At 59.9% G+C, this 14096-nt stretch carries 13 protein-coding genes; 8 read left to right on the top strand and 5 right to left on the bottom strand.

All coding sequences use genetic code 11. From position 1 onward, the window contains the following. Positions 1–116 precede the first annotated feature (116 nt). Positions 117–3962: a tape measure protein gene (locus I2I01_RS04335; RefSeq protein ID WP_196285184.1), complete on the top strand. Its 3846-nt coding sequence runs from the start codon at positions 117–119 to the stop codon at positions 3960–3962. A gap of 16 nt (positions 3963–3978) precedes the next feature. On the opposite strand, the gene I2I01_RS04340 is transcribed toward I2I01_RS04335, so the two are convergent. From I2I01_RS04340 to I2I01_RS04360, 5 genes are all read right to left on the bottom strand, one after another. After that, on the bottom strand, positions 3979–4311 hold the full coding sequence (locus I2I01_RS04340; RefSeq protein ID WP_196285185.1) for a hypothetical protein: 333 nt from the start codon (positions 4309–4311) through the stop codon (positions 3979–3981). A gap of 137 nt (positions 4312–4448) precedes the next feature. After that, positions 4449–5600: a hypothetical protein gene (locus I2I01_RS04345; RefSeq protein WP_196285186.1), complete on the bottom strand. Its 1152-nt coding sequence runs from the start codon at positions 5598–5600 to the stop codon at positions 4449–4451. 4 nt (positions 5601–5604) lie between these two features. Next, entirely contained in the window at positions 5605–5970 is a 366-nt protein-coding gene (locus tag I2I01_RS04350) for a GIY-YIG nuclease family protein (RefSeq protein WP_196285187.1), read from the bottom strand. Positions 5971–5980: 10 nt separating this feature from the next. Further along, positions 5981–6451, bottom strand: coding sequence for a hypothetical protein (locus I2I01_RS04355; RefSeq protein WP_196285188.1), 471 nt, complete (start codon positions 6449–6451; stop codon positions 5981–5983). An 11-nt stretch (positions 6452–6462) separates the two neighbouring features. Continuing rightward, positions 6463–6999, bottom strand: coding sequence for a hypothetical protein (locus tag I2I01_RS04360; protein WP_196285189.1), 537 nt, complete (start codon positions 6997–6999; stop codon positions 6463–6465). 243 nt (positions 7000–7242) lie between these two features. On the opposite strand from I2I01_RS04360, the gene I2I01_RS04365 reads away from it, so the two are divergent. From I2I01_RS04365 to I2I01_RS04395, 7 genes are all read left to right on the top strand, one after another. Beyond that, positions 7243–7410, top strand: coding sequence for a plasmid mobilization protein (locus I2I01_RS04365; RefSeq protein ID WP_196285190.1), 168 nt, complete (start codon positions 7243–7245; stop codon positions 7408–7410). A gap of 1092 nt (positions 7411–8502) precedes the next feature. After that, positions 8503–10629 carry a hypothetical protein gene (locus tag I2I01_RS04370; protein WP_196285191.1) on the top strand — a complete coding sequence of 709 codons (2127 nt, stop codon included), beginning with the start codon at positions 8503–8505 and terminating at the stop codon, positions 10627–10629. A gap of 3 nt (positions 10630–10632) precedes the next feature. Then, positions 10633–10845: a hypothetical protein gene (locus tag I2I01_RS04375; RefSeq protein ID WP_196285192.1), complete on the top strand. Its 213-nt coding sequence runs from the start codon at positions 10633–10635 to the stop codon at positions 10843–10845. Next, entirely contained in the window at positions 10846–12297 is a 1452-nt protein-coding gene (locus I2I01_RS23505) for a DUF5977 domain-containing protein (protein ID WP_196285193.1), read from the top strand. Between the two features lie 46 nt (positions 12298–12343). Beyond that, positions 12344–12925 carry a hypothetical protein gene (locus tag I2I01_RS04385; RefSeq protein ID WP_196285194.1) on the top strand — a complete coding sequence of 194 codons (582 nt, stop codon included), beginning with the start codon at positions 12344–12346 and terminating at the stop codon, positions 12923–12925. Between the two features lie 74 nt (positions 12926–12999). Beyond that, positions 13000–13875 (top strand): hypothetical protein, encoded by an 876-nt coding sequence (locus I2I01_RS04390; RefSeq protein WP_196285195.1) that lies wholly within the window; start codon positions 13000–13002, stop codon positions 13873–13875. A 3-nt stretch (positions 13876–13878) separates the two neighbouring features. Beyond that, positions 13879–14094 carry a hypothetical protein gene (locus I2I01_RS04395; RefSeq protein ID WP_196285196.1) on the top strand — a complete coding sequence of 72 codons (216 nt, stop codon included), beginning with the start codon at positions 13879–13881 and terminating at the stop codon, positions 14092–14094. The last annotated feature ends 2 nt before the right edge of the window (positions 14095–14096 follow it).

Raw genomic sequence — 14096 nt, forward strand, 5'->3', positions numbered from 1 at the left:
TCTACCACGTCGGCAAAGGACTGGCCAGCGAATACGACCCGCTCATGCGGATGCCCGCCCCTGAATTCTACCGCCTTCTCGACACGCACCGGCGCAACGCCAAAACCTAAGCAGCCATGCCCGAAGTATCCGCCGGCGATCTGCGCCTCGACCTCACCCAGTACCTGGCCGACCTTGACAAGGCCGGGGCCGCCGCGGGCAAGCTGCTCGACACGGTGCAAGCTGCCGGCGACGCCACCACGGCCAAGTTCAGCCAGGCCGCCCAGGCCCAGGTGCAGTTCAGCAACCAGCTGGCCAACGCCACGGCCGAGGCGCGCAACGCCCAGGCGGCCACCCGTTCGGCCGCCGACGAGGTGCGCCGCCTCTCCGACGCCAACCGCGAGCTGGCTGCCGCGCAGAAAGGCCTGGGCTCGACCAGCGCGGAATACTTACGCCTAAAAGGGCTTATTGCGGAAAACACGCAGAAAATCAAGGAGGCCAAGTTTGCCATTGACGAAAACAAGCGGGCCACCGAAGCCGAGCGGGCCGCTGTGCAGGCCGTGCGCGATGCCCGTCGCGAGGAAGCCAACCAAACCAAGCTGGTCACCGCTGCCGCCAAGGATGCCGCCGCTGCTGCGAAGCAGGAGAGTATTGAAGTTAAGGCCGTAGCAGCCGCACAGCGCGAAGCTGCTACGGCCGCGAAGGAAAGCAACGCCGAAAGCGCCGGGGGTTCAGGAGGCGGCTTTTTTGGGGGCCTGCTGAACAAGTTGCCGGGGTTGGGCGCGGGGTTGTTTTCCGTGGGTGCCATTATCGACAAAATCAAGGAAAAGGTAACGCAAGGACTTGACGACTACGCGGCCCTTTCCGGCATCCAAAACACGTTCAAGGCCATTGCAGGCAGTGCCAGCGAGGGAGCCCGCGAGTATGCGTTTGTGAAGCAGCGGGCCAATGAGCTAGGGCTTGAGCTAACGTCTACGGCCCGCGCCTATACCGGCCTGTATGCCGCCGCGAAGGAATCAAACTTTTCAGTAGCCACCACCCGTGATTTATACGTCGGCCTAACCGCTGCCGGGAAAGTGCTTGACCGTAGCCAGGAAGAAATACGGTCTTCGTTGGTAGCCGTGGAACAGATGATTTCCAAAGGCACGGTCAGCAGCCAAGAACTGAAATTGCAGTTGGGCAATGCCTTGCCGGGGGCATTCGGGTTGGCGGCGAAAGCGGCGGGCCTCACCACCGAAGCCTTTACAAAGCAGTTGGCAACGGGCAAGATTTTAGCCAGTGACTTTCTGCCCAAGTTCGCGGCCGTGCTAAAGGAAAAGTACGTCAATTCGACGGAAGACGCCGCCGCCGGGGTGCGGTCGAATCTAGGCCGTATCAATACCGCCTTTCAGGAAAGCAGCGCCAAAATCGGGGCGTTTTTAGCTCCAGCGGTTAAATACGTGGCCGACTTCGTAAGCAGCACCAAACGGGCGTCCGAAGTCACGGCCGAAGAACAGGTAAAGCTGGAGGAATCGTTAGTGGCTATCACGTCGCTAAACGTGGGCAACAGCGAGCGCACCCGCCTCATCAAAGAGCTGCAAGCGGAGTACCCCGCTTTTTTGGGCAACATCGACGCCGAAAAGGTCAGCAATGAGCAGCTTTCAACCGCTATCGACAAGGTTTCTGAGTCGTTGGTTAATAAAATTCTGATTCAAAAAGAGGATGAAAAGATAGCCGACCAAGCCAAGAAAACAGCCGACGCACTCTATAAACGCACCGCCGCCCAGGTCGAAATCACCAAGCAGTTAGCCGCGCTGAATTTGGAGCGCCAGCGCAACATCAACAGCAGCAACGGGGTGCGCGCCATTAATGACAACGGCAGCGTGGGCTTCGGCATTGACTTTCGCAAGGAAAACCAGGGCCTGCCGGTCGATGTAGCCGGGCAGAATACGGTTGATTTAATTGCCCAGCGGAAGGTGGCGATTTCGACCCTTTCACCCGCCTACGAACGGCTGTTCGCGGCCGTGAAAGCCTACCGGGAAGCGCAAGTAGTGCTCAATACAGAGGAGGACAAGGGCAACGAGTTGACGCGCCAAAAGGCGCTGTTTATGCAGGCGTTGGGCATTTCTACAGCTGCTTCTACGGGTGCATTGAATGGCAACGCTGCCGCCCTCACCAAGTCCATTGACGCGCTGCAAGCCCACCGCAAGGAAATCAGCGACCAAATGCAGGCGCTGAAAACCAACGACTACAACGACGGGCCCTACCGGGCTAAATTGGCCGCTTTTAAGGCCGACCTAGATAAAACGGATAAGCTGATAAACGAACTGCTAGGGAAGCAAGACAAAGCAGCCATAAGCCAGCAGAAAAAGCAAGAAAGCCTTTTAGCCGCTTATCTACGCGAACAGCAGACCTACAAAGAGCTGGCGCTAAAGGCCAGTGAAGCACAGGCCGACGACGCAAAGTCCGCTTCTGAGCGTCAATTTCAGCTTGACCTCACCAACATATACGAAGCCAGCCGGAAGCTAAAGGCAGCTAAAAAGGCGGCGGGAAAGGGCGGCGAACTAGATTCGGTGCAAACCGAGCAAGAAAACATCTTGCTACAGGGTGCTTATGATGCTCACTACAAGCGCCTGCTGTCTATTCAGCGCACCTACCAAGACCAACAGTTAAGCCTTGCTAAAGACGGAGACGAAAAGCAGCTCAAGCAGCTTGATTTAAACTTTGAACGGGAACAGGAAAAGTATGCCAATCAGGCTGGGCTTAAAAAAGATAGTCAGTTAAAATACGAACGCGAACGCGCCAAGCTGTTATTCGACCAAGAACAGAAGCGGCTTGACGAACAGCAGGCGCTAGACCTTGCCGTTGCTGAATCGGCCGCCCTCGACTTCACCGACCCGGTAAAAGCCGAGGAAGTGCGGCAACAGGGCGTGTATGCCGTGAAGCTGAAGTATGCGCTGCTTGAGGTGGAGCTAAAAAAACGCATCCGGGACAATGACCCTACTACAAACACCGAAAAAGCGGTTAAGGATGCCCAGAACGCGGTGGATGCCCTGCAAGCCACCCGCAACAAGGCCAAGCCCTTCGACCTCTACCGCTACATTCTCGGAAAAGCCGATTCCCCCGAGCTGCGGAAGGCACTCGATGAAACGGCCGCTAATGTGGCGGGCTTCTACCGGGAGATGCTGCAAACCCAGCAACAGGCGGCGGCGCAACGGGCAAACGACGCCACTACCGCCATATCCGAATTGCAAAACCAGCTTACGCAGGAATTGCAATACCGGGAAGAAGGAAGCGCCGCCAACGTGGCCGCTACGCGGGCGGCCATTGCCGAACAGCGTCAAATTAGAAAGGATGCCCTAGCTGAGCAGCGCGAGGCGGCGCAGGCCCAGGTGTTACTTGATACGGTCACACAGGCCGGAAACCTGATAACAGCCATTTCAAACATCTTCGCTGGCACCTCCAAACTTGACCTGCTGTTGCCGGGCGCGGGTATTGCGGCGGGTATTACACTCAGTTCGTTGTTGGTTGGGGCGTTCGCCGCCTCGAAGGTTGCCGCCTACAATCAGGCCAGCAACATTGGCAAGGGCTACTTTAACGGTGGCTTCACGCCCGAGGGCGGCAAATACGAAGAGGCGGGCACCGTGCACAAAGGCGAGTTTGTCGCCAATCAGGAACTCACCCGCGACTACCGCCCGCTGTTCAAGGCCCTGCACGAAGGGCAGCCGCAGCATATTGATTGGAGCGACCCAAAACTAGCGGCGCTACTGCCCGACCACACATTGCCGGGCAAGCTGCGCGAAGAACGGCAGGCCAGCATCGAACACCACTACCGCCTGAGCATGGAGCCGCTGCAAGCCAAGTTCGACGAAATGGAAACCCGATTAGCCAGCATCGACGCGACCAACAAGCGTATGGCCGAACGGTGGGATACCCATCCAACCGAAACCGGCTTCATGAAGATTGACCCTGAAACCAATAGCATTCACCGCATCAACGCCTAGTTTCATAAAAAAAGAATCACTCTATATCATTCGTGCTGTCGGGTAGCTGCATGACGTGCTGAGAATGCGTAATAATTACGAAGTCATGCGTCTTTTCAACGATTGCGCCGGAGCCGTTTTTGATTTTGTACGTGTGACTGTAGCGCGTTCCCGTGGTAGTAGTATCGAGCAAGCTAGGCTCTATGTCTCGATTGTGAAAGCGGGTCGGCTGGCTGAATGAAACAGGGGCGTAGCTGCTGGCGTCGGTCGCGTGGGCTTTTACGTAGTCCGAAATGAGGCTTTCGGGCTTGCTGTTGGCCGAACAGCCGAACAGCGATAAGGCAAGGGGCAGCAGATAATTAGCTTTCATTCGGCCAATATAGCGCGAAGCCCGCCAACGATTGCCCGCGCGCAAAAGGTGGCCTATCTCGCTTCGCGCAGATTTACGGACGATTGGCTTTTAAGGGCAAAACGCAAAGGCCCGGCCAAGTAATCGGCCGGGCCTTTTTACAAGGGAAAGATTTCTAGGATTTCTTCGCAGCTTGAGAAGCATTCGGTTTGACCGATAAAGGGCCTTTGTGGCCAGTATTTAAGGTGGGCAAAGGATTCTAGAATACTCTGTTCCCATTCAAAAACCGCAGTTGCATTGTATGATTTGTGAATAGCGAGAATCTCGTACCGGTAGGTGCCGATACGAGTTTTGCCCTCTAGGCCAAACCTCTTTTTGAGGGTTTGATACGTAATCCCGACTTTATAAAAAGACTCGGATTTGGTAAAGAGACGGACAAAATACAACTGACACAAATGCCCGGTTGCTTGCTCAATCCACCGCCGCCTTGTTTGCACAGTCCCGCACTTAGCACAGCCAATGCCTTGTGTGTGGCTTGCCGGTATTTGCTCAAAAATGCCATGTTCAGGGCAGATAATGCTGACTTTGGAATTTGCAGCGGCATACGTCACCAACGAGTAATCATATTTTTCGCCGTGGGCAGCGCGGGCACGGGCCAAGAATGTGGCGGCAGCTTGTTCCCGCTGTCGCTCACCGTTGGCAACATCAGCGCAACGCGGACAGCCTTGACCGCCTAAAGCATGACTTTTAGGCCCTTGCTCAAAAATGCCATGTTCAGGGCACCCAATCTTAACCTTGGTATTGCCGTTACTGTACGTCACCAACGAGTAATCATATTTTTCGCCGTGGGCAGCGCGGGCACGGGCCAAGAATGTGGCTAGGGTGCCTCTTTTTTGGTTGCCGATTGTGTCAAGCCCACAATTAAGACAGCCCCTGCCAGCCATATGGCTTTTTGCGCTTTGCTCAAATTCGCCGTGTTTGGGGCAGATAATCTTGACAAGGCCCAAGCTTCCCGCATACGTCACCAACGAGTAATCATATTTTTCGCCGTGGGCAGCGCGGGCACGGGCCAAGAAGTTGCTAAGGCGCTTAGTTTTAGCTGCGCCCATTCTTAGATAACCGCATTTTTGGCAACCATTGCCTTGAAAGAGTGAGCCTGGCAGTAGTTCAAAGAAACCGTGTACAGGGCACCCAACCTTTACTTTGGATGTCTTGCCCGCGTATGTAGCAAGCGAAAAATCATACTTGCCCACGCCGTGAGCGGCGTGGGCTTTTTTGATGAACTCGGCTTGTGTGAGTTTTTCGGCCATATCGTCAAATTTCGGTTACTTGGTTCCGTAATACAAACGTGCCGACCTTCGGCAGCGCCTCTAAAATTCCTTCAACCGCCGCGTAGCATTCCGTCCGGCCTGAGAAGTCCAAAAGCGGCGCGTACGGCACGAACCCGGCCCCGTGTAGCCGTTGCTCCAGGTCAAACACTTTGCCCGCATCCCAGCTACTAAACCGGGCCACGGTGCGCCACTTGTAACCCGCGAAGCGCAGGGTGCGGAAGCGTTGGGTTAAGTTGAACGTGATGCCGATTTTGTAAAAGGCGGGCTCCCCTTCGTTGCCGTAGAGCTTCACCACATACAGCACAGCCTTTCGGCCGTGCTGCTGGGTCATCCATTGTTGCCGGTGCATAACTAGTTTCTTAGTTATGGCGGCGGCCGGGGTGGCGGCGCGTTTGTTGAAGCTCTACCCCTGCCAACGAGGCCACCACCCAAACGGCGGCGTTTAATTCGCGTTGCCGCTTGGCTTCGCGTTTGGCTTCGCGGCTCAGCTTGCAGTGGTGAGCGTAGAGGCCCGTCAGCAGGCCGCGCCCGTAAGCGTGGCAGGCATCAAAATAACCGTACACGCAAGGCGTGTACCCTGGCTGGTGCAGGGTCACTTTTAGTGCGTTGGGGTGGTCGGGCGCGAGGCGGGGCGTTGCGTCGAGCATTCGGATTATCCACGCTGCTACGCGGGGGGCGTAGCGGGGCGGGCCGTACTTCGAGGCTTGCCAGTCCGGTGTTTTAACTGATTCAATTTGGATATTCAGCGGCTTAAGCTGCCAGCCCTCGCGCAAGGCGTGTAGGGTGCCTATCCAAGTGAGCGGCACGAGCAGTTCCGAGTACTTTATCATGGCCCGCGCCCCTAAGCTGCCTGCACATAAGACACCGACACGCCACCGTCGCCCACGGCCCGGCCCGCGTAGCCCGTCAGGGCCGCTACGGCCAACTGCCCGTTTCGGCGCACCACCAAGCCCGCCCCAGCGGGGCGGGTGGGGGGCGTGGTGGTGAGGGCCAACAGCTCGGCAATGAGGGCCACGGCCCCGGCCTCGGTGAGCCGGTTGATGTTCAGCAGCGTTTTGGTTTTTTTGGCGCGGCTTACGGCGGGGTGGTTGCAGAGGCAAATGATTTGCTTTTTCTGCTCAGCCGTGGCGTAGGCAACGGGGGCAAGCTCACGCTCCGAAAGGAGCGTGAGCACGTTGCAGTACCACTTTACCAAGACTTCGGCCGACTGGCAGCGGGCCACGCTGGCAGCGGTGCGGGCCTTTTCCTCGGCCGTGGCGTAGGGAGAGTAGGTTACCGCGTCGAGCACGAGGTAACGGAGTTCGGAGAGGCGCTGGGCCTCGGCTTGGGTGGCTGCCGTGCCTGCGGCTGCTTTCCCGTTTTGGGTGTTGTTGTACATTTGTACAGTTGTTGGGGGTGTAAGAGTCCCCACCTAGTAGCGGCCCTTGCCGGGGCCGTTGCGGGAGGCCAGCCTTGCCGGGCTGGCCTCTTTGCGTTCTAGGGTGGTGGGGGTGTCGCGTTTCGACTTGACAAATATACGTAGAAAAAACGTAGATAAACGAAAGAAATAAAATTATTTCTCTAGCTTTTTTCTACGTTTTTCTTGTACCTTTGACCTGTCAACCCCACGGTTCTACACGCTATGAAAAACCCGATACCCGAGAAGCCCCGCAAGCCGCAGATAAACATCACGGCTAAACCTGATGAAGTGGCGCTAATTGAGCGCGTAGCTGAGAAACGCGGCTTAAGTGTTTCGGCTCTACTCCGCTCGCTCGCTCTCGACGAGGCCCGCCGCCTGGGCGTCGAATAAGGCCCCAACCTCACCATCCAACCCCGGCCGAAACAGGCCAGCCGTGCAACAGAGGCGGGCGGGGTGCGCTTTTTTAAAAAAAAGCCGCCTGCCAACCCCTAAAAGCCTTGCCAAGTACACCGTGCGCGAAGCGACGGGGGCCACCTTTTGCGCGGGGCAATCGTTGCGGCGGGCTTGCGTATGTCAAATATATTTCTAGGAAATAAATTTGAACGGTCCTTATCTTTGTAACGTACCTTACAAAAAAACAAAGGCCGCCCCTTGCGGAACGGCCTAAGCCCTACTTAATCCAGTGAGTTGCGGCCACCGATAGGGTGCCGCTTCCCGCTAGAAACCACAAAAGCCATTTAAAGAGCTTCGGTGGCATCCGGACTTTGAGCAGTAACTCAAAATCCGTACTCGCTTGGTCCTTTTTCATCTTGCATGAAGTAAAAGGGTTGTCAGAAAACCCCTACACTTCTCGAAGCCCGTTTGTCTGCCAGGACATTCGGGCTTCCCTTTTTCAAGGGTGGCCGTTAGTCTGGGGACTTGGTAACGCGAGTACTCCAAAGATACAAAGCCAAGCTTTGGCTTTCATCTTTTATGCTGCTTTTGTTAGGTGAATTATTCATTTAACTAATTGACTGTCACAAACATAATAGAAATTTAACGACTTTCCAAATAGGCGTCTGTTTGAATGCTCAACGGCGGGGCTTCTTTGCATGTTTGGCTTGCCTACTACCAAAAGCACGAAGGCGCTAAATCTTGCTAGTTTGTGGATAAGTTTTTCGCAGAGGCAGGACTTGCCGGTGGACTGCCATTAGCTGAACAAAGCTACCTAGCTGGTATTGGTGGGTCACTATGCGGGCGGGGAAAAGCGTTAAACGGCGTTTGCTGGGCAAGCATGGAGCAAACTTAGGCGCCCTGGGCAACGAATGATGCCGCCTCGCCTGGCTTTCGCTCGAACCAACCGCAGCAATGCGCAGAATGGGCGTACGGGTATACTATTTCAGGCGGCAGCTTCTTACCATTAAAAGCGGAAAGGTCGCTAACTATAACCGCTCCTAGCCCCTTCGTTTCCGGCCGGGCAGCGCCTCGCTCCACTTTTGGAGCATGGCGCTGCCTTTGCTCGCAATTGATACCCGCACCCTTCGCTTTTCCTTTATTTGGAGGGGCGTCACGCGGCCGTGTGCACCTCGCAGCCAGGGTAATGCCAAGCTGACGCGAGAGCCTGGCGACGACTCGTCGCAGGGCTCCTTTTACTACCGGAGCAAGCTCAGCGCCTTAACTTTTGAGGGTACTGACTATCTGCGCCTGCTACAGATAGAGCAAAGCTCTGACCGTTGCACGCCCATTGGGCTGCTGCTGGAAACGAGGCCTAACCCTTACGAACCGTGGCAGTCCGAGGAGCAATTTGTATTCACCTGCAATGAGGCCAAGTGGGACCACAAGGAGGGCACGGCCACGGTTACCCCGGCTACAGATGACGCTTACCGTCTCTTTTTAGAGAATTACGACCAAGAGTATAACCTTCTGACGACACCAGGGGCTCGCTCGCAAGTAACGGCCGAGCTGGCTACATTGGCGGCTGGCACGTTCGTCGAATTCCTGCGCATCGACGCCAACGAACAGGCCGACTACCTCAACACCGAGGGCTGGACCACCTTCTTGGTAAACACGAGCTGGATTAGTGGCGGCGTGACCCAAAAAGGCACTCGCAGCCGGGATATTCTGCTCTTTCGCTATCGGCTGCCGAACCAGGCCATGACCGCGCCCGTGCCGCCCGGCACCCAATACACCCCAGTGGATATGTCGGGCCGCGGCTGGACGGTATTGCCTGACTCAGAAGATACGGTTAACCACACCATTGATTACGTCAAGACGCCGGCCATTAGCGGGTTCAAGCCCTACAAAATCAGCAACTACGGCAACTGGAACGACCCGAACAACCCGGCGGCACGCCCCATTTACGATGCCCAGCTGCTGCTGCTGCCCTGCTTCCAATCCCCGGCCGATTACGGCTACACCAACAGCGATTACCTGAAGGTAACAGGTTCGGGGGGCTCGGGTGGCGGTCCATCTTTGGGTGGGGCGTTCAACAGCGAGGCCGACGGCGGGCAATGCCTGAACGTGCGCCGCAACGTGGACCAAGGCGATTCAGAACCAGCTAATTCAAAGTCACTATGGTGGCGCTTCGGACAGTTCAAGTTCGGCCGCTGCTTCCCCCTGCTTAACGGCATCCACCACCTGCTGCAGCAAACCGTGGCCGCCACGGGCCAAACGGCCTTGCTGCCGACCACGCCCGCCGGGCTGAGCGTGGGGTTCAGCCAAGACCCCAACCCGGCCACCGGCGAAACCGGGGCGGCCAACGAGCTGCCGCGCCTGCTGCTTTCCGCCGGCTCGGACGTGAAGCGCTACGGCGCGAGCGAGCCGGCCGACCGCCTACTGGTCAGCCTCAAGCAGGTACTGGCCGACCTGGCTGCGTTCTACGACTGCGGCTGGTTCATCGACCCGGCCACGGGCAAGTTTCGCATCGAGCACCGCGCCTACCTCGAAACCAGCCGGGCCGCCGGCGCGACGCTGGACCTCACGGCCCTGCCCGACGCCCACCTGCCCGAGGCCTACAGCTACCGCACCGGCCAGCTGCCGCGCTTCGAGGAATTGACCGTCAGCAACGCCACCACCGAAAACGCTGCTGCTGGCATTTACTTCGACAAGGCCAGCATCGACTACGGCATGGGCGGCTGCGTGAACGCCCGCGAAGGGCAGAACAAAGCCACCAAAACCAGCGCCCGCCTCACCGGCGACGTGGCCGGCCTCGTGCTGAGCGGGGACGCCATTCCCGATTCGGCCATTGCCCTGCTGGCCCCCGACACCGCTGGCACGCTGACCAACGCCAACCAGCAAGTGGCGGCCTCCGAGCTGCTGCGCCGCTACCACCGCCGCGGGGCGGCGGCTGCGTCGGCCACGGTAGCCGGGCAAGCACTCGTTGTGGATTCGGTGCGCCCGACGCGCCTGCAGGAAGGCATGAGCGTGCCGCTGTGCTCGCTGCGGGGCATCGACGGCACCACCCACCTGACTACCTCGCTCGGGCCCGATGGGCAGCTGGCCAAGGCCGAGCTGGACTTGCTGGCCGGCACCTGCACGCTCTCGGCCTTCCTGCCCCCGCTCACGCCCACTGGCCCCGCGCCCGCCTGGCACCGCGACTTTGCCGACCCATTCACCACCCAATTCAGCTAACGCATGCGCACGAAACAAGAACTGATGGAGCGGATTGAGCGCCTGCAAGGGCAGAATGAGACGCTGGCCGCAGAGGCCAAAGCGCACTATGAAACGCCTTACCACCTCCAAACGCCGGAACAGCGCCAGTGGGACGGTGACGCCAATGTGCGCCAGTCCCGCGCTAATCAGAGTGAAATAAACGCCCTCCGCTGGGTGCTGCAAACCGCCATTTAAGTGCTCAACGCCCACGTTTTCCCCCTCGTCGCACACCCCGGCCCGGCGCCGGAACTGGCCGCCCGCTCCGGGCAGGGCGGGTGGGAGCCCTACGCCCTGCCAGCACCAAATGACCGGCTGCTGCCGTTCGTGCTCACGCGGCTGCGGGCGCCCGGGCAGGCGGCCTGGCTGAACTGCGCCACCATCGTAGACGCCGACACGGAAGACGTGCTGGTTAACCTGGCGCCCACGGGCCAAACCGCCGGCAGCCCGCCCGCCCTGGGCCTGGTGCTGGCCAAGGTCATCGACGGCGACCGGGAACACTTTCTCTACTACGGCGCGCTGATTGCCGGCCTGGCCCTGCCCTGCGGCCGCCCCCTGCGGCTGCTGCTCGACAACGCCTGGCAGAGCGCCCGCTTCGTGGCCATCAATAACCTGAGCGGCTACCAGAAATTAGAGTGGACGCACCCGGGCCCGCTGTCGGGCATTCCCTACGGCACGGGCCTCGTGCAGCGGCTCTACGTGGAAAACGGCGGGCTCCAGTACGCCGCCCCGCGCGAGGTGCAGGCCAGCAGCCAGGATGCTACGACCGGCGCCCTGCGCACCGACTACTTCGCTTCCTACGCCAGCCGCACATCCACCGTGCCGCCGGTGCCGCGCTTTCTGGCCGATGCCGTGCAGGGCGCCAAGGCCCACAAAACCTTTACGGTGGACGGCGAGCCCTGGCGCCTGACCGGGGCCAAGGAAACCGAAGCCGGCCCCGACGGCGGGCGCTGGAGCCTGCAGCTGAGCCTGGAAAGCCTGGAAGCCCTGCAATCCCGCACGGCCTGCCCACCTGCCCCCTTGGCCGTGCACGCCTTCGACCCCGTGGCCGACGCCCCACGCGGCTGGCGCTGCGGCGACACCTCCGACACGGCCCCCGACTGGCAGACGTTCCAACGCACCTGCGCCGAAGCCAACGACGGCAGCAACAGCGGCCTGGTGAACTGGAGCCAGCGCGACGTGAACCCCTACAGCGCGGGCTACAGCAACACGCGCTCGGTGCTGAATGCTGAAACCGACACGGTGCTCTGTCCGATTCCGCCCACCTACTACTCGGCGGAAGTGAGCGACCTGGTGACGCGCAACAACTGCCCGAGCGGGCAGGTGGGCGGGGCCGTGGCCTACACGATAGCGGCCGGGCTTTTCAGCAGCCGCGAAAGCCAGGCCGATGCCGACGCTTCGGCCCTGGCCTACTTCAACGCCAACAAACAAGCCTACGCCAACACCCACGGCACCTGCACCAGCGCGGCCTTCCAGCCGGTCTACTACGACAGCGGCACCTTCACCGGCTGCTTTGCCTGCCAGATGGTCAACCCCGACAACGCCAGCGACGTGCGCAGCGCCACGGCCGACGAGCGGGCGCAATACTTCGTGCCCGAGGTGCCCGACCCCGCCGGTTCCACCATTCCCGTGCAGTGCCCGCGCTGCTAAGCCTTTTCCGTTTTCATTCACCCCAACCCCCAACCCCTTTTTCATCATGGCCATTGTAAATCCCGACGACCCCACGTTGCCGACCACCTGCGACACGTTCGCCTTCGACCCCGATTTGAACCCCGGCGATTGCTACACGCCGGACGTCAACGTGGGCCCGTGCTACAACCTCTACGGCTTTGACGAGCCGTTCAGCGCCGCTCCTACCGCCACCGAAATCGCCACCCGCCTGACCGCGGGCACGGGGGTAGGGCCGTTGGTGGGCGTGTTCAGCAAAGCCGCCAACACCGCTTCGACCATCCGCGTGGACCAGCGCGACGTGCCCATCCCCTCGAATCAGTCGTGGGCCGTGAAAATCACCAACACCAAGCCCGTGTACCGCGAGCTGGCCCGCCAAACCCAGAACGGCGGCATCAGCAAGCACTGGTTTGCGGTCGATTCTAACGGCCAGTGGTTCGGCGGCCAGAACGGTATCTGCCCCCGCGCCGACGGCGGCCCGGCTTCCCTGCAGCTGAGCCAGGTGATTCCCACCGGTGAGCAGGAGCCCCAGACCATCGAGGGCACCATTAGCGCGTTCGGCAAGTTCGACGCGAAGGTGATTACCTCGCCGGTGGCCCTGGTGATTTAAGCCGCCCGGTGTTCTGCTAAACAGCCCACTGCCAGCCTTTCCGGCCGCGCGGTGGGCTGTTGCTGCTTTGTGGTATGGCAGTACGGCGCACCCGCTCAGAACTATCTTCTCTCCGCCTTCAGCGCATCCCCGATAACCCGCTGAATGTTATCACGCCCGCTGACGTACGGGCGCAGATGGAGGACATGGACGCCTCTGCGCTCAATCTCTCCGATGATGGGCTACCTGTTGGGCCCGGCGGCGCGGGTTCTTACGGCGCGCTCACGGGCCTGCCTACGGATAGCGCACCGCTGGCGGCATTGTTACGCCGCGGCCCCAACCAGCGCCCCGACCTCTGGAAAGAAGTGCGCTACATGACCCGGGCCGAAGCCAACGCGGGCAGCGGGGGCGATGTCTTCGAGGAGCTGGACTTTAGCACCTGCTGCATCTTCACGACCGTCATTGTCGAGTTCTACCGCGAAACGCCCACCAGTAACCTGGTGTACGGGCAGAAGCTGGTGGCGCAGTACGACGGCGGCCCTTCGCCAGCGTACCAGGTGGCCCGCCACGGCGGCTTTGCCACGGGCACGGGCGAAACCGTGCCGGCCAAGTGGGTGAAGGTGGAAGAGGTGAAAGCCGCCCTGCCCTACGTCAGCGTGCCGGCGGGCTACCCCTTCGTGACCACGCAGTACGTGAGCGCCTACGTGCCCGACGCCGCCACCGAGCAGTTTTTCCACCCGCGCACCGATGGGCCCCACCCGGCCCCGACCAGCCAGGAGGGCGACCCCGTGCACTGGCTGCCGGTCAGCAGCGCGGACGTGCCGCAGGGCTCCTTTCAACCCATTGCCGCGAACCAATACGGCGCGCACCCCGCCTTTGCCGACCAGGCCACCCTGAATGCCTACCTGCTGGGCCGGCTGTCCGGCACCCCCGCCGAATCCGCCTCTTTCACCGACGCCACCCCCGCCTAACGCATGGCCGCCTCCGACCTCATTGACCGCCTGAAAGCCAAGGTTCCCCACCCGCCCACGGCCGAAGCCACCGCCAGCATCCCCGTGCAGCAAAAGCACCTGGCCGCCGACGACGTGGACCTGGGCTTTCTGCTTGCCGACATCCTCACGCGCCTGCAAGCCCTGGAAGGGGGCACGCCCGCCGAAACCGCCACTTATACCGACGCCACCCCCGCTTAATC

Origin of the sequence: Hymenobacter properus (assembly GCF_015694735.1) — a bacterium.
Classification (GTDB): domain Bacteria; phylum Bacteroidota; class Bacteroidia; order Cytophagales; family Hymenobacteraceae; genus Hymenobacter; species Hymenobacter properus.